The organism is Paraburkholderia dipogonis, from assembly GCF_046027395.1.
Classification (GTDB): domain Bacteria; phylum Pseudomonadota; class Gammaproteobacteria; order Burkholderiales; family Burkholderiaceae; genus Paraburkholderia; species Paraburkholderia dipogonis_A.
Window position 1 is genome coordinate 21,839 of the sequence record NZ_JAQQEG010000006.1, and the last position, 20,056, is coordinate 41,894.

Consider the following 20,056-nt stretch of genomic DNA (forward strand, 5'->3'; position numbering starts at 1 on the left):
CGATCGGCGGCGAAGTATTCAGCCGGACGAATCCGCGGCGTTGTCGCTCCTCGCGATTCGGGGCTTCAGCTGAGAGCCGGGACGGCAGCCGGGTGATTTCATCCCAGCTATATTCAAAGTGGCGCTGCGCCTCAGGACCGGCAATTGCGGGGGAATGTGAACCTCGCATCCAGCAGCGCCGCCCGCTTCGGCGACGCGTCTACTCGCGTGTCCATGGCGTGGGACCGTACACCCATATTCCAGTAAGAAGTGAGAAGGAGATTTCAATGAAAACCATAACGTGCAAAGAGCTCGGCGGCCAATGTGATCAGAAGTTATCGGCTGAATCATGGGACGAAATGGTACAAGTCATGACGAAACACGTCATGGACAAGCACCCGGATGTCGCCAGGGAAATGGAAACAATGCACAAACAAGATCCGCAGAAGTGGGGTAAAGAAATGAAACCGAAATGGGACGCAGCGCCTGAATGCTGAGCGTTCGCCCCGTCTTGCGCGCCGGATCGGCACGGAATGACGGTGCGACGCGCTGCAACAAGTTGCAATGCCGGTTTTGGGATTCCGTTGAGGAAGCGCAGACGCTCGTTGGCGCCGTCACCCACACCCTATTCGTTCGCAAGGTCGGGCATGACCCGTCCCATCTCCATCGCCTGACTGGCTGGCACTTCCTGAATGCCGATGACAATCTGGTCATCGGGCGCTCCCGTCGCGGTCTGAAACAGTTTCCAAAGACGCTGTATCAGTTCCCGCTTATATTCAGGTGCCCGCCCGGCGCGCATCAAAAGCGTCAGCGCGGCGGTTGCCGCTGGTTCTCCGGCGGTGAACCCGCTGCCCGGCGCATAGACCTGAAACACGACATGCACCCAATTTTTCGGTACACCCGCATACTCGGAATGCAGGGTCGTCAGTTCCATCGCCAGTTTGGCCCTGGCGTCACTACTGAGTGCGCCGTCCTGAGTAATCAAGGTGTAGAGCGGCATGGGAGCGATTCCTCTATCGATGTTTCGCGGACATTCTCATGGACGGTGGCCCACATAAGCGGCCCCTTGCCAACTCACGGGGTCGTCCAGAAGATCATCCAACGTAGTTCTTCAGAATGCGCAAGTCGGTCACGGAGTACGCCATACCAAGCCGATAACCCCGGCCGACGCGCAGCGGAGCAATCAGGTGCATGTCCTCGCCATCGACTTCGGGAAGCTTCAGTTCCGCCGATCCGGTCCAGACATCCACGATCGCGAGATTGTCCGTGAGCGACATGGTCAGTTCGTCGACGGGTGGCTTGTCCTGACGGCCGGCCGCGAGTTGGGGAAAGTAGCGGCGCATCGTCGTCGGCCGGTTAAACACGGTCGTCGGATCAGCAACGGCCTCCTCGAGTTGGATACGGGCGGTCGCCAGCCTCTCCCCGTGCGCGGAAACGCTGGCACCGAAGCGACTTCCTTTGGCAAGCGGCGCAGCCGCCGCGCTGGGAGCGGAGAAACTGCGAGTCTGATAGACACTGGCGAGTTTCTTCGGAAATCCCTGCGCCCATCCGCGGGCGATGGCGGCATCGTTGTCGACGAAGATGTACGGGCAGTAGTTGATCGGCAGACCCTCGAAGACTGCCTCGACCAGAACGAAGGCCTCGCGGTATTGATACCGGGCAGGGTCCGTCAATTCGTCATTGGAACCGGTGAACTGCCAGTCCAGAAACCAGAAGAAGGCGCGCCCTCCTGATGTCTCGTCCACCGTGACGCCTGGCGGCAGGAGCGCAGCGATCGCCTTCTGATCGGCCCAGTATTCGATGGCGAGACAGTCGCTGGAATAGTGCCACGGCGGCAGCGTCGCCAGTGCGGATTTTCCTTGCGCAGTGATGGGAACTGAAAAAGCTTTAGGCATCTCGTTTCGTCCTGAATTGGCGCGACCCTAAGTCGCTGTACGTGGAATCGTGGCGTTGCCTGGAAACGACGCGTATCACCTGACGCGCACGGTTCGAGGGCAAAACTCGTGGCACGATGCAATCCGCGGCAGCGCTCCAGCCAGCATGCCGCGAGTGAGGCAATAGTGCCGTGCCTCATCTGCCAACGCTGTCCAAATCGCACCACCGACTGGCGTATTAGCACGGTATGTACGCCTCAAACCGCAAGCCAGTAACACCAGCGCTTACCTGACCCGGGCGCCGCAAGGAACTTCGCCCCGACGAGCGAAGGTCGGGACCGTCACTCTATGTGACTGTCCGCTTTGCTCTACCCTGCCCTGAGCATAGTCAGCGTGCTGGAGAACGGCTATTACATAAACCTGTAGTCACCCACGCCCTGCCTCCCTCGCGAACCAGGCCGCGGGGTGTGCGCGAATGCCCGGCGCAAACTACTACGCCGACTCCGGTGCTTATCGCGTTTCTTCATTCGCAATTAGCAAGATTTTCTTTACAGCCTTTTTACTTGTCGCTGGGTTTGCAGCACGCCTAGAATCTCCAGAACATCAAATAAAGGAGTGGCGCCCTGCGTAATCGATGTCGTCGATTTTCTGGCAGTTTCGCTGTCTGACCTGCACGACGTCGCGCGCCTTTCTCTCAGCCGCCGTCTTGCCAGCCGGCAGACGGCGTGTGTCGCAGCTCATTTTTCCATGCCCATTTGAAAGCAACCATACGAATGCCGCTTGCGCGCGCGCTCTCGTGGCGCCACGTCGCAACCGTCAAGTTTCTCTGCGCTTTTTCCTCATGCATGAGAAGCCGCTATGTGAGCAGGAACAGTCGGGGACTGCTAGCCGCGGTAACCAGACCGTACGATAAACGGCCCAGTACGAATATGACCAACAGCAAAATCGTTCAACTACTTCGTGTACAGGACGACAACCGTGTTTTCGTGGATATGGCTGACGACGAAAGCAACCCGTGCCTGTCGTGTGGAGCGTGTTGCCAGCACTTCCGCGTGTCGATGTATATGGGTGAGATGGCGAGTTCGCCAGGTGGCACGGTACCGGATGAGCTCGTATCCGCCGTCAATCCAGTCATTGTTTGCATGAAGGGAACGGAGGCCGGCTATGGACGCTGCGTTGCTCTGCGCGGAGTAGTCGGCAAGCCTGGCATCCGGTGCGAAATATACCCTCTGCGGCCCTCGCCATGTCGCGAATATCGAGTATGGCTCGAGGATGGAACACCCAATTCCGATTGTCAGCGATTGCGAAAAAATATCGGACTACTGCCGCTGAAGCCCCGGCCTGCTGTGCCAGGCGTCGCGCAGTGGTAACTGGCGAACATGGCATGCTGTTTCTCTACGAGAGTCAACGGGCCATTTTTACCTGCCCGCGGCGAAGCACGACGTGTCGTGTTCACATTGCCGCGAGCGGTAGTACGATATTCAAGTCGTTTCTCCTCACGCCATGCGTGATGCGTCGTTCCGCGCTGGCGTGACCTTTGCAGAAATAGGAGAAGCTATGCGTGTATTGATAGTCGGCGCAACCGGACTGCTCGGCAAAGAGGTCGTTCGCCTGCTTTCGCCCGAACACCAGATCATTGGCGCGAGCCGTACAGGCTCAGACCTGTCCGTCGACCTCGCAGACAAAGCATCCATCGTGTCCATGTATCAACAACTCGGAACCGTGGATGCCGTGATCTGCACCGCAGGCGCGGCGAAATTCGCGCCACTTGAATCGCTGACGGATGAAGATTTTTCGCTCAGTCTGGCCAGCAAGCTGATGGGTCAGGTCAACCTCGTCCGATGCTCCGTCGGCCATATTACGCAAGGTGGGTCCGTGACACTGACCAGCGGCATCCTGGCCCAATATCCGATGAAAGGCAGCCCCGCGGTGAGTATCGTGAATGCAGGGGTCGAGGCGTTCGGCAGGTCGGCGGCACTCGAGTTGCAGGGCAAGACACGGGTCAATGTCGTCAGTCCGGGCTGGGTGTCCGAAACACTTGCCGCGATGGGCCAGGCCCGCTCCGCCGGCGTTCCCGCCGAGGCCGTGGCCCACGCGTATAAACGGAGTCTGGTGGAGGACATCACGGGCCGGGTCATTCAGGTCGTAAAGTGGTAAGCGAGGGCGGAGAATTCAACATTGCTCGCAGCAAACTGGCGATTAGCATGGGTGAATTTCATCCAATGTCTAAAATATTTCCTTCGCCATCCGAAGTAAGCGTCAGGACGCCTCACAACCTCTGCTTAACCGCTCACGTACCGCGAAGGAAGCACGGGCGCATCGGCAGGAATCCGCACGACCGCAGTGTTCAGCCACGGCTGCGAGGTGCCTTGCGAAAGCGCATAGGCCCCGACGTAAGGCATCATGCAGGTCGTCTGATAGAGCTGTGGCGTCCATCCTGAAGGCGCCAGAAAAATCGTCGTCGCACGCTTCTCGCTGTACGGACACGCGCCGAATGTCGAAATATTCCACAGGGTCTGCCTGTACGTGTCGTAGTCGATGTTATGGCGTTGCGAACCGGCTTGCCATCCTTCGAGTTGGATAAACGTGTTGTAGCTGCCTGCGCTGGCGTACGGATCGTTGACCGTGCGTCCCGCGAGAAACGCCAGGATCAATGCGCAGTTTTCCGGCGCGAAGTTGCCGCTGACATCCAGATAGTACGTGCCGGTGATATTGGTCACGCTCGCATAGTGCGAGTTGCCCATATCGTGCCGGGTCGGCAGGCCAGCCGAAGTGAAGAACTGATCGAAGGCGGTCATAGTCACGCCCGCCGGCAGATCGTCGTTCGCACTGACAGCGACGAAGTGCGCCCCCGCCGCCAGCAAATTGGTGAACGCGGTCACGCTCGCGCTATTCCAGTTCGTGCCATCGCTGAATGGAAACGCACGATAGCCGCTGATAGCGAACACGGACGGATTGGTGCCCGCCCGCCAGGTGATTTGCGGCACCCACATGGTCAGCGGTCCGTTGCTCGCCGCGCCGTTCATGTAGCGCGCGAGCAATCCGATCAGCGCCGCGTCCTGCGGCGGACAAGCCGGATTGCTGCCGCCCTCGAGCCACTGTCGCGCCCATTGCGCGGCGAAGCCCGTCATCTGGCCGCCGGTGAAATCCGCCGGCTCGATATAACCGTTCGGCGCACCGTTGCCGTATGCCGTAGTGACGACGGCCGCATCGCGTGTACCTTCGCCAAACATGCTGTTGACGAAGTCCTGGCTGTTATTGCGCGCAGGTGTATCGAGCAGACCCAGCGGCACGACCCACGCGCGATTGTTGGCGTTGACGGCCCGGTACAGATTCAGATAAGCCACCGAGTCGTGCCCCGGAAACGTCGTTGCATTGGCGCCCGAGATATAACCGGTCGACGCATCCACGCTCACCGTCGTCGAACCCGCTCCAGACGGATGGTTGTACGACACGCCGAAATTCACAGCGCTGGCAGTCAGGCTGAAGCGGCCGGTGCAGCCGCCCGAGCGGTTGAGCGCGCTGGCCACCATCTTTTGTCCATAGCCGATCGCGCCTGGCTGTGCTTGCGGCACAGGCCCGTCGCTGGCGGCCGGGCTGCCGAACTCGAGCGTCAGCCCGGCAGCCCAGTTCGTAAGATTGATCGTCATCGATCGTTCCGACATGGCATCTCCTTGAGGGACCGTGAGATTCATCACGCGGCGCAGTCACTGCGCCGCGTCCCACCACCGCATTCGATCATCGCGATCGACGTCACGCACTCTGGTTCTTCGACGACGCGCCGTAGACGCCCCACACCGTATAACCGGTGACGAGGAAATAGCCGCCCGCGATATACGCGGCGATCGCCGCCTGCGAGGTCGCCTGTTGCTTGAGCGTGTCGACCGCGCCGTTGATCACGCTCGAGACCCGTACGATCGCCTTGTCCGACGCGCTGACGGCGGTAGATGCCGGCCCGGCATTGGCGGCTTTCACGCCGCTGAACGCACCCGAGAGCGCTCCCGTGCCGAAGCCCTGCGCCGAGCTGAGCAGCAACTGTCCGACCGTCACCTTCTGGCCGGTGACGGCGTCGGTGAGCAGGGTCGAGACGTCCTTGCCAATCATGCCGGCCGTCGCCTTCGTCAATGCACGGAACGCGACGCTTGCCGTGGCGCTCATTCCCTGCGACAAACCCAGCGTGGCCGGCATCGTGGCAAGCCCGCCGATGCCGCCGCTCGCAAAGCCGGTCAGCGCGCCTGTGCCCATGGCCTCGAAAAAGCCCTTGGCCGTGAAGTCCCGGCCGTGCTGAACGTCGTACTGCAGGCCGCTCGTGCCGGCGCCGCTGATCGCGCTGGTGGTCGCACTCCACAACACCGATGTGGCGTTCTGCGCGACGACCTGCGCGGTCGTGAGCGGCGCGGCCGCCTCGACGCTGGCACTCGCGCCGGCCGCGACCTCGGTCGCTCCCGCCGCCGCCCCTTCGACCGCGACCTCGCCCGCTGCGGCGCCCGCGGCCGCACCGGCCGCTTCCCCGCCCACGGCCACCGCGCCGGCTGCGGCCTCACCGCCGAGTGCCGCCCCCGCCAGCGCGCCGTCGGCCGCCGCGGCCGCCGGCGCGGCGGCGCCGAACGTCACGAAGCTCAGTGCGATGCCGGCCGCGATCACCGCAACCATCGCCGCGCCGATGCCGATCTGCGCCCAAAGAGAAATGTTGCCGCTCGGGTCGACCATGTTCAGCGGGTTATTGCTCGCGAACACATAAGGGCTCGCAAATTGCAGCGCCGGATCGGGCGTGACGAAGCGCAGCAGCGCCGGGTCGTAGAGCCGCGCGCCGAAGTCGTACAGACCGAGCGCCGCGTCCCACGGTTTGCCCGCGTACTGGAACAGCCAGCTCGGCGCGCCGCTGCCCGCCTGGCTCAGCAACCCGCCGAACGGCAGATAGTCGAAACTCGCAACCAGTGCGCCGGCGGTGTCGGTCACGGCCCATACCGTGTTCTGATGATCCGTGACCGGATACTTCAGGGCGCCATCGTGCACGGCGACGAGCCCATTGGCCCCCCAGATGCAGACTTGCGGCGTGCCGTCGTTCCAGATCACGAGCGGCGTATTGCCTGCGCCCTGGAAACTGATCTGCAACGCACTGCCCTGCTGACGCAGCACACGCTGATTGTTCAGGCCGCGCGCGTAGCGGACCACGTTCGAGCCGTTCGTCACGGCGGCGACCGTGCCGAGCGCCGGGTCGTATTCCATGCTCAGGCCGCGCCACTGATCGGGTTTGCCGTCGTTGCGATAGTGGAACGTGACGCTGTCGCCGTTTGCGAGCGTGGCGGTGTCGAGCCGGTCGGTGCCCGCGCTAAAACTCGCCGACAAGGCCGCGCCGTCCTGCGTGGCCTGCCAGATGTTGCCGTTCGCGTCGTACTCGGTCACCGCCTGATTGCCGCGGCCGCCGTTGGCGACGACCGCAGTGTTGAAGCGTTGCTGGCCGTCGTACGTGTACGCGACCAAACGTGTGTCGCTCAGCGCGCCGAAATCGAAGGCGGTGTCACGGCTGGCGATCTGCGAGTCGGGCGTATACGTGTAGTTCTGGCTGAACACCGTCTTCGTGCCGACGCTCGCCTGGTGCGTAAGGATGCTGCCCGGCGAGTCGTAGCCCCACGCATCGGCGAGTGCGCCGCGTATTGCAGTTTGCAACTGGCCGTCGGCGGTCCATGTATAGCTTGCGATCGCGGCCGGCGTGCCGGGCACACCAATCGCGGTGATTTGCCCCTGATCGTCGTACGCGTAGACGATGCTCGGCAACGGACTGCCCGCCGGCAGATCGATCTGCGTGATCTCGTTCAGCGCGTTGTAGTGGTAAGTCGCGCTGGCCGACAGTTGCGCGGCGCCGGATACATCGAGACGCGTCGTTACGACACGGCCCAAGGCGTCATAGATCCATTGTTCGTCGACGGTGCAGTCGCCGAGACCGCGCGCGGATGCCGGCGCCGGGTTGTAGGTGACCGCGCGCGTGAGCTTGCCGAGCGCGTTCGGATCCGTGCCATCGCCGTCGTAGCTGTAGACACGCGCCGCGGTTGCGCCATCGCTCGCACTCGGCCATGCGAGGTTGTCCACTTCCGCGGTCAGTTTTGCGCTGTCCCATGCGCCGGCTACAACGCCCTCCTCGACGATGCGGCCGAGCGCGTCGTAGCGGGTATAGAGGAAGTACTGCTCATTGCCGTCGAGCGGCACCTGAACGAAGCGCGACTGGCCCTTGCCGTCGAACAGATACGACGTGTTGCCGGTATCCGGATCGCTATAGACGCTTGGCTGGCCTAACGGATTCTGCAACGTGGTCCGCACGAATGCGGCCGGATTGGACTGCGGCCCGTTCGTGAACGCATTCGGCAATTTCATCGTGCCGAGGATCCCGGCCGTGCCGGCCGCCGCGTCATAGCTCGGGCTCACCGTGGTTTGCCCGACGTTGCTGCCGTCGGTGGCGAGCTGCACGGTGGCCACCGCGCGCTTGGCCGTATCGACGAACTGCCGCCCCTGGTAACCGCCGGGCGTGGTGGTGAGCGTCGCGAAATACTGGCCGGCCTGCACCGGATCGTTCGCGGCACTTGCCGTATAGACGGTGCGCGTCGTTTCGCGCTCAGCGGGACTCGTGGTGTTGACGTCGTGAATCGACAGTTGCAGCCCGGGCTTGCCGCTTTCCACGATGCGGCCAAGCGCCGAGCCGCCGTAGCGCAGTCCGTTGTACGGATAGTTCTGGTCGTTCGAACGCTTGACCGGCCCGTCGGATTGGCCCGCGTAGTACGCCGCGACATCGCCTTCCATCTCGCAGGTGTTTTGCAGCGCGGCGAGAAAAGCCGGCACGTCGACGAAGCTCGATCGGTATTGCAGCGGCGCGAACGCCGCGCCGCTGCCGAATGTGCCGGGCGCAATGCGTGTGAGGGCGAGCTGCCGGTCGAGCGCGTCGTAGACGACTTCCATCACGCGGCTGTCCGCCCCGTGCAACTGATGCACCTGGCGTTGGCGCGCGGCGCCGTCGGTATAAGACTGGCCGATCCGCGGACTGGCGCCCGCCATCAGATTGACGATCTGCAACGAGTTCGGCCCGGTGGAGAACGTCAGGCCTTGCGACGGCGTCGCAGCGCTCGCATGACTGAACAACAACTGGCCGTTGCCGAAGAACAGCACGGCGCCCGGCACCATGGCGAGCAGCCATTGGGTCGCCAGATGCGGCGGGGTCGCCAGCGGAGCCTGCACGGGCGCGCCGCCCGCCCCGCTCCATTGCCAGCCGGATCCCGGGGTCCAGCCGATCTGCTCGCCGGCGCCGAACTGGAAAGCTATCGTGCCGTTGCCCAGCGTCGCCGGCGGCACCGTCTCGATGAAAAACGCAACGGCCGGTGTGGCGTTCGCGGCGCCTTGCCAGACCAGCGAGTCGGCGGCATTGCCGGTCTTGCTCAGCACTCCGTCCGCAGTACTCCACAGACCAGGATTGCCGGGCTGCCAGCGGGTGCGCCACTGCACGCCGTCGAGGAAGGTTTCCGCGTGGCCGCCGTCGCTCATGTGCAACGTCAGTTCGGCGTTCGGACTGGCGTTGTTGAACGCATCGTCCGACGCGCCCTGGCGCGACAGAAAGCGCGCGTCCAGTTCCTGCAACTGGCCGTCGCCGCCGACCGCCCCAAGCGGCCGGTTGTACGCGTCATAGAGCGTGAAGCTGACGTTGCCGCCGGCGTTCATCGTCGCGCGCAGCAGGCGCGTGTCCGCGTGCCAGCTTTGAACCGTGACATCGGTGCCGAACGGCGCGAACAGCACACTGTCCACCAGCACATTGCCGCTGCCGACATTGGCAAGGCGCAGCGCTGTGCTGCTGGTGCCCGCAGCCAGCGCGACCGGCGCGCTCAGATACTGCCATTGCCCTTGCGTGTCGACGAACGCGACGTGACTCTTCTGTGATCCACAGTCGATGTCGATGCCCGAGCCGTCGGCGTCGTAGCCTGCGGGCGTCTGATAACGCACGGCCAGCAGATAGGCCGTGCGCCCTGCCGCCGGCGCGACCGTCACGCTTGCGCTCGCGCCTTTGGGCACGCTCAGGCTGCGGGTGCCGAGCCACGCGTTCGCCGTGTCGAACGTCGTGCCCGTGAGTGTCCAGCCGCTGGCGTCTTCGTAGGACTGGAAACCGTTCCAGGCGCATTCGGCGAGCGCCGCGGCCTTGAGCGTCGCGACCGGCAAGCCGAGTGAGGTGCCGAACAGCGTTGCGCATAACGTCCCGGCGCCATCCGCCTGCTGCAACACCGCACCGTTGGCCGCACGCACCTGGTTGCGCGTCGTGCATTGCCAGCCGGCGGGCGTTTCGCCCGGCGCATAGGTCGAAAATGGGAACGCGGCGGGTCCGCCGGTCCAGCTGAAGTCGGCTTCTTCGGCGGGCGTCAGCACGTCGTCGCCCCATAGCGTCGGCCAGTTGCTCAGCGCAGTGACAGCCGACGACGTCGTTACGCCGCCGTTGCTCGACGTTTGCGCCACCAGGCTGCTGACATCGCTCAGCACGCGGCTGGCCGCGTTGACTTCGCACGCGTACACGTTGGTCTGCACGTCGGTTTCGAGTTCGCCGGCACCGTTCATCGTCGTGCGGGTGACGCTCGCCGGCTGGCCCGTGTAAGTGTACGGCAGCCCTTGCGGCGCGTACGCGGTCGTCTGCCCCGCGGCGACGCCGTCAGTCATCGAGTTCTGCGCGGTCTGCAGGACGTACGCGCCATACAGCTGAACCGGCGCGGCATGCGTATCGGTCGGGTCGCCCGCGCGCATCACATACGCATTCCATTCGTTCTCGACGCTGGTCAGGGTCGTGCCCGATGCATCGCAGGTCACGACGCTGTGCAGCAAGCCGTCGAGCATGTTGTAGTAATCGTCGGGTGCGGCCAGCTGGTTGCCGTTCAGGTAGCAACTCGTCACCGAACCATTCACCGGATTCGCGCTGCTGCCGCCCGGGTACACGATGCTCTCGAAATATTTGACGACCTCGCCGCTCGCATCGCACGCGGCGCTCGCGGTGTTCTGCGCATAGCAGGTGGTCGAGCTTTCCGACAGGCCGTCGTCGATCGTGATGCTGGCGACGGGCCAATCCTCGATCGGCCCCTGGATCGCGTCGCCCGCATAGCGGTACAGATTGACGCTAGTGGCGCTGTCGAGATCGCTCGCGGTGTCCGGGTACGTGAAGAACGCCGAGGCTCCGCCCGGATACATGCCCTGTCCCGGCAAATCGTGTTCCTGCGCCGTCCACATCTGCTGGCCGCCGAGCAGTTGGGCGGAACCGGCCACCCCGCCATTGCGCAGCACCAGCGCCGACGAAGCCGTTGCATGCCCGCTCGGATTCTGCGTGTCATACGCCGCACAGGCGATAAACGCGGGACCTTCGTTGATCACCGACGCCGCGTTCAACTGATAGCGGTTGCTCGTTCCCGCGGCCTGGTTGATCAGCGTCTGGATGTCGCCGATGCTCTGCGTCACCGCGTGCGACCAGTTGGTCGCCACGCCACGGAAAAATAGCTGCGTGCCGACGCTCAGATAGTCCGGGTTGCCGCCGCTCGCCCAGTTCGCCGTGCTCTGGTTGCTCGGCGGGACGCTCAAACCGGTAATCGCGGTCGCCGTGTCGGTCCAGTTCGCGCTGGTGCTGTTCGCGTCGTAGCCGACCAGTTGTGCTTTCGGCGAACCGTTGCCGACGAGAATCAACGTGCCGTAGTCCGGTCCATACGCGTAACGCTGCTCGCCGACGATCACGCCGCTTTGCGGCTTCAGGTTGCTGTTCGCGAGCCACGCGTCGCCGTCGAAGCGGATCAGGTTGCCGCCCACCACGACCATCGCATTGCCGATGCTCGCGGGCGCCCAACTGGTCGGATACGCGTTGTCGAATTTGTCGATGAAGGAGAACTTCGCCGGCGCGGCAAAGCGGTAGGCGCTGTTCCATTGCAGCACGAACACGTCGTAGCCCTGCTGACCGCTCGACGCACCGCCCGAGGTCAGATGCGAGACCGCCAGCAGCGACACGTCCGAGCTCAGCGCAACCGTCGTCGTGTTGCTCAGCGAAAAGCCGAGCGTCGCGCTGCCGCCCTGCTGCCACGTGCCCGTCGGACTCAGATACGACAGCGTGACCTGTGACTTCATATCCAGCGCGGTGAAGTACTCGCGGCCGGCTGTGAACCACGTATAGGAGGCCGTCTGCCGGGTCGTATGCGACCAGCTTTGGGTCGGCCAGTTCCACGTGAACAGGTCATAGGCGCCCTGATTGGCCGACGTGCTCATCTGCGGCACGAGCACGAAGTTCTGTCCGGCCAGTGTCGAGACGTGTCCGTTGACAATCGGCCAGTGCCAGGTCGGGCTGTTGCAACCGCCGCTGCCGCCGCCGGCAATCACTGCTGCGTCCCACTGGGCCCGGCGCGCCGGATCCTTGCGGAACAGGTGCAGATTGGTGTTGCTACTCGTGTTGTACGTAATCGCGACGAAGTCTTCGGCGGCCAGCACGGCCACCGTCGACAGATCCGTGCCGCCGTTGCCGTCCACCAGCAGCGGGTTGGATGGGTCCGCTTGCCAACTGTCCCACTGCCCGTTCCAGGTGAGGATCTGCAACGACAACTGCTGCGTCGCGCTGTTGTTCCACACCGCGACCGCGTAGCCGGGACCGAACCACACGCGCGGCATCGACTGCTGCGGCATGGGCGCCGGCGCGGACAGCGTCAGCGCGCGCTCGCAGATCGGCAGTTCGACCTGGTCATACGCATAGCTGGCGCTGCCGCCGGTCGGATAGACGACGCGGCGCAACGCGCCGAGATTGGTGGGCTCGCTGATGTCGAGGTTGTAGTCATAGCGATAGCCCGGCAGATTTTCTTCGGCTGGATTGAACAGCGCGAAGCCGGTGAGCAACCGCTTGCAGGTGTCGCCCGATGTGCCGGCCACGTTGGCTACCGCCTGCGCGCCCGGGTTCGACGGGCTCGGATCGTAGATGAACGCTAGCGAAAACAACGTCGAACCGTCGGTATGCGTGACCGCGATCCCGCTCAGGAACTGCGTCTCGTAACGGTCCTGGAAGCCATTGGAGGTGATGTCCGGCACCGTCTTGTGCGGATCCGCATATTCGCGCGGACTCTCCGGTGTTGCATTGCTCCACAGTTTCGGCTGATAGGTGAAGCTCGCAGTACGGCCGAACACGTCGGTGATACTCGTCAGATAGCAGGCCTTGGTGTACGGCTTGCCGCCCACGCCGACCTGCTGTTCCGCACCATGCGTGAGCAGTCCGCTGCCGTCGCGATCGAAGCCGTTGTAGCCGTACGAGACGAATTCGCCGAAGCGGCTATAGGCGCGCTGCAAATGCCACGCGCTCGCATATTGCTGCTGCTTGCCGGTCACGGCGCTGTTGCCCTGCCACAGCGCGAGACCGTTGTCGTCGGTCCATTGCACGGCCCATTCGATGCTGTTGCCGGCGCTGACGTTGTAGCCCTGCGCGGTTTGCGCGACGCTGCCGCCGAACGACATCGCCTGCCCCGTTTCGTTGGTCACGGCCCAACGCTCGTAACGCGAGTAGTACAGCACCTTCCAGAACTTGTAATTGACCAGTTGGTACGACTCGCCGCCGTCGCCGGCATCGAGCGTTTGCTGATTCAGTTGCAGAACGAATTGCTGCTGGAGTGCGTCGTCGTCGATCCGCCACGGGCTTGCGCTGCCCGCGACCTTCGCGCTCGCCGAGAGCGGCAAGCCGCGCTGCACGAACTCGCTGCGTACGGCGGCCGGCACCGCCTGACCGTCGAGCAGCGATCCCGCCAGCGCGCCGTCCATTCCAAACAGCGACGGATTGGCGGGCTCGCGGATCAGTTGGCTCGACACGCCCGCCATGTTGATCGAATAGGTCGCAGCGCCTGGTGTCGGCGCGCCGCCGGTGTCGAGCGTGATCGCCGACACCGGCAACTGCCAGCCCATGCCCAGCACGCCCGTCGGACGGTCGCGGTTCCACGTCATCGCCTGCTGGTGGATGTTGCTCTCGTACTGGATCGACAGATCGATCTGCAGGCCGTCGTTGCCGGTACGCCCGGGCATCGAAAACAGTGCCTGCGTGAGGTTCACGTCGCCGCGAAACAGGTTGACGCTGCTCTTGAGCACGCCCACCGTGCTGGCATCCATCTGGAAAGTACGAATGCTGGGAATCGAGGAATCAGACATGATGGCCGGCTCCGGAAAGAACGGGCGCACGCGACCGCCCGCGGCCAATGCGGGCGGCGTGAACGCGCAGGTGTAAGGAGGCGCACGTGCGTGCGCCGTTGCATGTGGCGGCGGGGTGCTTGGTGGCCGGCTCAGGTGCCGACGATGAAACCGCTGACGTTACTCACGCCGTCGTCCTGCACATGGCCGGAGTTGTCGACCAGTTTCGCCGCGCCGGTCACCGTGACGTCACTGCCGCTTACGCTCTGCACCGACAGACTCACTGAAAACGTTTTCACGTGATGATCCGAGTTGTCGCGGTACTGCACCTTGTAGCTGCTGAGGAACGGCGTGTAGTGGGCAAACGGCTTGCCGAACGTGATTTTCTGCGTGTTGTTCTGCAACGTGTTGGTGCCGCGCACGAAGTTGCCGAGCGACGGGTCGCAGTTCGCCACGAGTCCCGAATCCACGGTGCCCGATACGTTCCCATGGCCCGTGTCGTCGTACATATAGACCGTGCCGTTGATCGACGCGGTGTTCCCGCTCAAGGTCGTGCCGACAGCCGCGCAAGCCGTCTCCATATGATGATCGGTGCCGCCATACGACAGGTAGTAACCGGCGAGCGCGGCCTGCAGCACGTTCGGATCGGTGCCGGGAATCGTGATCGGCGAACTCGTCCCGCCGTTGGCGATGCCGGCGACATTGCCGAGCTTCAGATTGGAATCGTCGACGCCGACCCACGCGAGCGCGACCACATTGACGTAGGATGCGTTGGGATCGAGGTTGTTGCCACTGGCGTCGACCATCGTCGCGTGCGCCGTAATGGAAAGCGACGACCCCGACTGGTTGACGCTCAGCGAGACCGATATCGTCTGTACGTGATGGTCCGTATTGCCATAGCTCAACGAAAAAGCCGAGATGCCGACCATGCGTTGCGTAATCTGGTCGGTGAAATTGAAGGTGCTGGTGGCACCGGGTTTGATCTGGGCACTCTGAATCTGCAGCGGCATGATATTGCTCCCGAGTTTGAATACGCGCGGACAAAGCCAGTCCCTGCCATGGCGATTTATGCGCCTTGGCTCAACCAGCCATTTTTAATAAAAAAAGAAACCCCTTTCAGTAAAATACTGAAATAAAACTCTGCGCACTTTTATTTAAAAATTTAACATTTCCGTTAAATCAGAATCCAAAATGCAGCACGTCTCCCAGACTCCGGAGAAGGGAATCGGATTACCTGATTTTGAAGAGCGAAGGCGCAGACCGCACCCTCGCGCACGAACGGAAATGCCAGTCCCGCGGGCCTGATGACCCCCGTATTTCGATGGCCTCCTACAGAACCTCGGCACTATGAGCGGCCGATAGCCAGGTTGTGTCTAAATTGCTGTTATGCGACTCAGTATGGTTGATGGCAACAGGAAATTCAATGTTCAGACCAATTCCGCAAGGCATTGCCATCAAAAAAAAGCGTTTTACTCAGGCGCTGGTTCGGCGGGTAAAGAAAATCACATTCCCAATTGAAAAGAGAGATAATTTCAGTCGATTCGGACAGGTTCGACGTTTGGCTATCGGGCTTCAATGCAAAGCGGATGAACCGGCGCGTCGTGCCCGGATTGTGCTCGGGTTGTGACGAGTGCGAGCCCGCAGTGAGTAAGCTGAAAGCCTTTCACCGGGGCGGATATGTAGGACAATATGTTCCGGTCAGCGGCGCACTCCGCACTCTGTCTTCCAACACGGCATACAGATTGGGCGGTGAGCGACGCCGATACACCCAGAAGACAGAACACCAACCAGACGGGTCAGAATGGACAGCTTGCTTATCGGGCCGGCGACACGCAAACAGGTCGTTTTTGCAGGTACATTTGCGTCGCTTGTTCTGCTCACGTTCGTGATCGCGGGTCCGCGCGCGCACCAGACGTTGCCGGCAATCGCTTCCTTCATGCCGATGTGCGCACTCACGGTGTTCACCATGTCGGGGATTGCCGCGTTCCTTCTCGGCGCCCGCTTTGCCGTGACGCAACAACCCATGATCGGCGCGCTCGGCGGCGCATACGCATTCACGGCGATCACCGTCGCTTTGCAACTGCTGATGTTCCCTGGCATTTTCACGCGCACTGGCCTGTTCGGTGCCGGCCCTCACAGTTCGGCGTGGATGTGGGTTTTCTGGCATGCAGGATTTCCGCTGCTCGTCATTGTGGCGGCGCTCATTCGTGACCGCTTCCTGGGTAAGTCGATCGATCTGCCTCGTATCGATTTCTGGACCTGGGCGTTGATCGGTGTTCCAACCGCGCTTGCCGCCGCGCTAGGCGTCTTCGCCATTTACGCGAATCTGTCGGCGCCTTTTCATATGCAGCCCGGAACGGGCGCGTTTTCAGGCGGCCGAACCGCAGTCGTCATCTGCTCGCTTGACGTTCTGGCGATCGTCGTCGTTCTGTTAAAAGGGCGACTGCGGACGGTGCTCGATCTGTGGATCACCGTCGCCCTGCTAGCGTCGTTCGTGGACGCCACCCTGAATTTATTGAGCATCGTTCAGTTCACGCTTGGCTGGTACGTCGCGCGGGTCTTCAGCATGCTTGCTCCCGGCGTCCTGGTATGCGTCCTGGTCTGGGAAGTCACCGTGCTCTATCGCAAACTGTCCGAGGCGCACACGTCTCTGTTGCATACATCCATACGCGACAGCCTGACCCGCGTTTATAACCGTAGCTATTTTGACGACCAGTTTCGCAGGGAATTCGAGCGTGCGACGCGCAACCGTCAGCCACTCTCGCTTGTCATGGTCGATGTCGACAATTTCAAAGACTACAACGACGCCTTTGGCCATCTTCGGGGTGATGCCTGCCTTAGCGCGATTGCGAGCGCGCTGGCAGGAACAGCGCGCCGACCAGGCGATTTCGTCGCCCGTTACGGCGGTGAAGAGTTCGCGCTCGTGTTACCCGACACCGGATTGAACGAGGCATCGACGATTGCCGAGCAGGCCAGGCTCGCAGTCACGGATCTTGGATTGACAGCGCCGATACCTGCCGGCCAGGTCACCATCAGCGCCGGGTGCGCGACGATCGACCCAAACACGCCGAGCACTCCCAACGCACTCGTTCACGCAGCGGACGACGCGCTCTACGATGCAAAACGTGCAGGACGTAATCGGGTCCAGTCCGTCACGGCGCTGCCGTGACGCGCGATTGATTCTGTATCTGCGCAGGGGCAGATAGACACGGCGCTTGACCACTCGTTAAACACCAACCGCTCAAGCGATACTATCCAGCAGGTCCAGCAACGCGTCGCCGTCGACAGGCTTTCTGAAGAAACCTAATGCGCCTCTTCTCAGATAGTAGTCTTCTGTATGCCCGCTCGGGTTCCCGGTGATAATGATGACGGGTGTAAGTGCGTTCGAGTGAACCGTTCTTTCGAGTACTTGAATGCCGTCAATGGGCCGCATGCCGAGGTCGGTGATAACGCATAGCAAACCCGAGTAGCCATCGGAAAAGAAATCCAGTGGAGATTCGTAGACCCGTGTTCCATACCCGGCAGAGGCAAGCAGGTTCGCAAGAGACCCCAAAACGCGCCGATCGTCATCAATGATGGCAACGGTCCGAACCGCAAGCGTGGGCATTTTTTTCTCCGCTCATCGCTTCTCACGAAGAATTAATTGACCTCAAACATCGGAGGTGGCCGTCGGCGATGCTTCGAGTTGCAGTTTGCTGGCCTGCCTGACGAGCGTAGCAAATGAATCCGCCTGCATTTTTCTCATGATGTGGCCGCGATGTACCTGCACGGTGTATTCGGTAATGCCAAGGATTGCTGCCGCCTGCTTGTTGAGCAGACCGCTTGCGAGCAACGGCAAAATCTCCTGCTCACGAGGCGTCAGCGATTGATAGAGAGCCCGGAGCGACGTCGCGTCTTCCGCCTCCTTGCGAAGAACGTATGCTCTCGCGAGAGCCGCATCGACCGCGCGCATCAACGCGTCTTCATTGACGGGCTTGGTGAGGAAATCAACTGCTCCGCCCTTCATGGCAAGGACCGCGGACGGCACATCTCCTCGGCCGGTAATGAAAATGACGGGAATTCGAGAGTCCGTGCGTACCAGCTTCTGGACTTCCAGGCCATTCATGTCTGGCATGCGCATATCCAGGATCAGACATGCAACGACATTTTTTTGACGCGGTGTGTCCAGAAACTCTTCACCGGAGCTGAATGCCTGGACGTTTCTTCCGTTCGCGCGCAGCAGTGCGGAGAGTGCTTCTCGCACCCGTTTTTCGTCGTCGACCACGTAGACCAATTCGCTTGCGGATTCCATGGAACCCCTCGGTTGTCAGGTGAAAGTCCCTCCTAACTTCGGCACAGCCGGGCCACGATAGTCCCGCTGAATGTCCCTCTCACGCGGTCGTGCCGACAAAAAACGATTGCCATCGGAAACGTCATATGAAACCACGGACCGCTGTGTTGCGCATCACATGAATATGTAATGGCAGCACCCAATATGAAGTTGTAGGCTTGGAACCCGTCGCGAAATGACCCATAAGGTCTGTCAATAGCGGCCTGCAAAAGTCCTTGCGTTGACGTGCGTCTGAACGAGCCCGCTGGCGATATCGTCAGTCCTCGTCAACGTGCCGCTGCGTTCGACCGCTCTATCGGAAGACTGAAGCTGAAGGTTACGCCGCGGGACACATTGCGCACGGCCCAGATCCGGCCGGCGTGTGCTTCGATGATGGACCGGCAGATTGCCAATCCCATGCCCATCCCTGTTTCCTTCGTGGTGAAGAACGGCTCGAAGATCTTCTTGAAGTCCACCTGTCCCGTACCATGATCCTCCACGTCGACCACCACATTGTCCGCGTCACGACGCGAGCGGATCACTAGCAGCCTCGGCCGTTCCTCCGTTGCCGCTAACGCTTCGATGGCGTTGCGCACGAGGTTCACGATCACCTGCTGAATCTGAACCGCGTCCGCGCTGATCTTCGACACGTCTTCGCCCAATATTGTCTCAAGCGAAACCGCGCTGCGCTGGATGTCGTCGGCCATCAGCGTGCATACCTGAAGAATCAGCTTGTTGATGTCGAGTTCGACCTTCTGGGGAGCCGTGTGCCTGAAGAGCGCCCGAATGCGGCTTACCACGTCCGCCGCGGAATTCGCATCGCGGAGCAGCTGCTCGGCCGAGTATTTGGCTTCGTCGATCCTGGGCGGCGTTGCGGCGAGCCATCGCACGCATGCACGTCCATGCGCCACGATGGCCTGGAGCGGCTGATTGAGTTCGTGAGCGATGGAGGCGGACAGTTCGGCAACGGCCGCGAGCCTCGACGCCTGCGCGAGTTGCTCCTGCGCATCGTGCAAGGCCTTCGACAGTTCCGCGCCGTCATCGATGTCGACATCGAGGCCGAAGAACTTCATCACTTGCGCGCCGGCCGCTTCAGTACCGCGTTGCTCTCGAGCGTGGCCGACTTCGAGCCTTGATAGCAGGTCCGGCTCATCCGATAACTGCTCGAGGAGCGCGACGAGATGGTGCCGTACGCTTTCGGATCGGCGCGCACCTTCCTCGATCGCGATGGCCAGTTCCGCCCACCGCGGCTGCCGATAATGTTCAGCCAGGTAGGCCCGGACAATGATCTGCGCAATGAAATCGAAATGATCGAGGAGATACAGCGAGACGTCGGCCAGAAGTTCTTTGGCAATACGCTCGTCCAACTCGCCCAGCGCGATGTAGGTGCTCCAGGTTTCTCGCAATCCCAGACGCAGCGCCTGAAGAAGGCTCTGCAACGGCACGCGCTGGTGCTCACGTCTTTGGCTAATTTCCCGGAAAGCGTCCATGTCCTGTGCCGATGGAGGTTCGCCCGACAACAGCGTCTCGAACCATACTTTGGCCGACAGCGCGACGGATTCGTGAACGTCCCGTTTCGCTGCCGGCGCGAGCAATTTGTATCCATCGAACTGGGTCAGTATCGCAAGCGTGCGTTCGACGACAAGCGTCAGATCGGCTGCGATGGACACGGTTTTTTCCCGCAATTGATTGCTGATCTTTGGAACGTTGGCTAACACGGCTATATATCTATCAGTAACAGGCG

The 20,056-nt window shown here is 61.9% G+C and carries 13 protein-coding genes and 1 pseudogene; 5 read left to right on the forward strand and 9 right to left on the reverse strand.

Annotated features, from left to right (window positions below; translation table 11 throughout):
• Window positions 1-37: 37 nt before the first annotated feature.
• Window positions 38-130: pseudogene (locus tag PQR32_RS07915) on the reverse strand (MEKHLA domain-containing protein); the annotation flags it as partial.
• 136 nt (window positions 131-266) lie between these two features.
• Here PQR32_RS07915 and PQR32_RS07920 point away from each other — a divergent pair.
• On the forward strand, window positions 267-476 hold the full coding sequence (locus PQR32_RS07920; RefSeq protein ID WP_408224092.1) for a DUF1059 domain-containing protein: 210 nt from the start codon (window positions 267-269) through the stop codon (window positions 474-476).
• A gap of 128 nt (window positions 477-604) precedes the next feature.
• On the opposite strand, the gene PQR32_RS07925 is transcribed toward PQR32_RS07920, so the two are convergent.
• Entirely contained in the window at window positions 605-979 is a 375-nt protein-coding gene (locus PQR32_RS07925) for a tautomerase family protein (protein ID WP_408224095.1), read from the reverse strand.
• Window positions 980-1,073: 94 nt separating this feature from the next.
• Window positions 1,074-1,874, reverse strand: a complete 801-nt coding sequence (locus PQR32_RS07930) for an acetoacetate decarboxylase family protein (protein WP_408224098.1) — start codon at window positions 1,872-1,874, stop codon at window positions 1,074-1,076.
• Between the two features lie 908 nt (window positions 1,875-2,782).
• Between PQR32_RS07930 and PQR32_RS07935 the strand changes: the two genes are divergently transcribed.
• Window positions 2,783-3,223 (forward strand): YkgJ family cysteine cluster protein, encoded by a 441-nt coding sequence (locus PQR32_RS07935; protein ID WP_408224101.1) that lies wholly within the window; start codon window positions 2,783-2,785, stop codon window positions 3,221-3,223.
• Window positions 3,224-3,410: 187 nt separating this feature from the next.
• Entirely contained in the window at window positions 3,411-4,010 is a 600-nt protein-coding gene (locus PQR32_RS07940; protein ID WP_408224104.1) for a short chain dehydrogenase, read from the forward strand.
• A gap of 125 nt (window positions 4,011-4,135) precedes the next feature.
• Here PQR32_RS07940 and PQR32_RS07945 read toward each other — a convergent pair whose 3' ends face one another.
• The 3 genes from PQR32_RS07945 to PQR32_RS07955 all read right to left on the reverse strand — a co-directional run bounded on the left by PQR32_RS07945 (window position 4,136) and on the right by PQR32_RS07955 (window position 15,013).
• On the reverse strand, window positions 4,136-5,518 hold the full coding sequence (locus PQR32_RS07945; protein ID WP_408224107.1) for a hypothetical protein: 1,383 nt from the start codon (window positions 5,516-5,518) through the stop codon (window positions 4,136-4,138).
• 88 nt (window positions 5,519-5,606) lie between these two features.
• A complete protein-coding gene (locus PQR32_RS07950; protein ID WP_408224110.1) occupies window positions 5,607-14,024 on the reverse strand; it encodes an RHS repeat domain-containing protein in 8,418 nt (2,805 codons plus the stop codon).
• Between the two features lie 131 nt (window positions 14,025-14,155).
• Complete coding sequence (locus PQR32_RS07955) at window positions 14,156-15,013, reverse strand: hypothetical protein (RefSeq protein ID WP_408224113.1); 858 nt, start codon at window positions 15,011-15,013, stop codon at window positions 14,156-14,158.
• 413 nt (window positions 15,014-15,426) lie between these two features.
• Here PQR32_RS07955 and PQR32_RS07960 point away from each other — a divergent pair, with 413 nt between their 5' ends.
• Complete coding sequence (locus tag PQR32_RS07960; protein WP_408224116.1) at window positions 15,427-15,630, forward strand: hypothetical protein; 204 nt, start codon at window positions 15,427-15,429, stop codon at window positions 15,628-15,630.
• A gap of 174 nt (window positions 15,631-15,804) precedes the next feature.
• On the forward strand, window positions 15,805-17,172 hold the full coding sequence (locus tag PQR32_RS07965) for a sensor domain-containing diguanylate cyclase (RefSeq protein ID WP_408224119.1): 1,368 nt from the start codon (window positions 15,805-15,807) through the stop codon (window positions 17,170-17,172).
• A 72-nt stretch (window positions 17,173-17,244) separates the two neighbouring features.
• Here PQR32_RS07965 and PQR32_RS07970 read toward each other — a convergent pair whose 3' ends face one another.
• The 3 genes from PQR32_RS07970 to PQR32_RS07980 form a co-directional block, all read right to left on the reverse strand.
• Entirely contained in the window at window positions 17,245-17,610 is a 366-nt protein-coding gene (locus PQR32_RS07970) for a response regulator (RefSeq protein WP_408224122.1), read from the reverse strand.
• A 42-nt stretch (window positions 17,611-17,652) separates the two neighbouring features.
• Window positions 17,653-18,294, reverse strand: coding sequence for a response regulator transcription factor (locus tag PQR32_RS07975; RefSeq protein WP_408224125.1), 642 nt, complete (start codon window positions 18,292-18,294; stop codon window positions 17,653-17,655).
• A gap of 305 nt (window positions 18,295-18,599) precedes the next feature.
• Entirely contained in the window at window positions 18,600-19,982 is a 1,383-nt protein-coding gene (locus PQR32_RS07980; protein WP_408224128.1) for a sensor histidine kinase, read from the reverse strand.
• Between the last annotated feature and the right edge of the window lie 74 nt (window positions 19,983-20,056).

Excerpts from the sequence above, each read along its gene's own strand:
- PQR32_RS07930 (WP_408224098.1), bottom strand. The coding sequence starts at position 1,874 with ATGCCTAAAGCTTTTTCAGTTCCCATCACTGCGCAAGGAAAATCCGCA.
- PQR32_RS07965 (WP_408224119.1), top strand. The coding sequence starts at position 15,805 with ATGGACAGCTTGCTTATCGGGCCGGCGACACGCAAACAGGTCGTTTTT.
- PQR32_RS07935 (WP_408224101.1), top strand. The coding sequence starts at position 2,783 with ATGACCAACAGCAAAATCGTTCAACTACTTCGTGTACAGGACGACAAC.
- PQR32_RS07950 (WP_408224110.1), bottom strand. The coding sequence starts at position 14,024 with ATGTCTGATTCCTCGATTCCCAGCATTCGTACTTTCCAGATGGATGCC.
- PQR32_RS07960 (WP_408224116.1), top strand. The coding sequence starts at position 15,427 with ATGTTCAGACCAATTCCGCAAGGCATTGCCATCAAAAAAAAGCGTTTT.
- PQR32_RS07975 (WP_408224125.1), bottom strand. The coding sequence starts at position 18,294 with ATGGAATCCGCAAGCGAATTGGTCTACGTGGTCGACGACGAAAAACGG.
- PQR32_RS07945 (WP_408224107.1), bottom strand. The coding sequence starts at position 5,518 with ATGTCGGAACGATCGATGACGATCAATCTTACGAACTGGGCTGCCGGG.
- PQR32_RS07970 (WP_408224122.1), bottom strand. The coding sequence starts at position 17,610 with ATGCCCACGCTTGCGGTTCGGACCGTTGCCATCATTGATGACGATCGG.
- PQR32_RS07920 (WP_408224092.1), top strand. The coding sequence starts at position 267 with ATGAAAACCATAACGTGCAAAGAGCTCGGCGGCCAATGTGATCAGAAG.
- PQR32_RS07955 (WP_408224113.1), bottom strand. The coding sequence starts at position 15,013 with ATGCCGCTGCAGATTCAGAGTGCCCAGATCAAACCCGGTGCCACCAGC.
- PQR32_RS07925 (WP_408224095.1), bottom strand. The coding sequence starts at position 979 with ATGCCGCTCTACACCTTGATTACTCAGGACGGCGCACTCAGTAGTGAC.
- PQR32_RS07940 (WP_408224104.1), top strand. The coding sequence starts at position 3,411 with ATGCGTGTATTGATAGTCGGCGCAACCGGACTGCTCGGCAAAGAGGTC.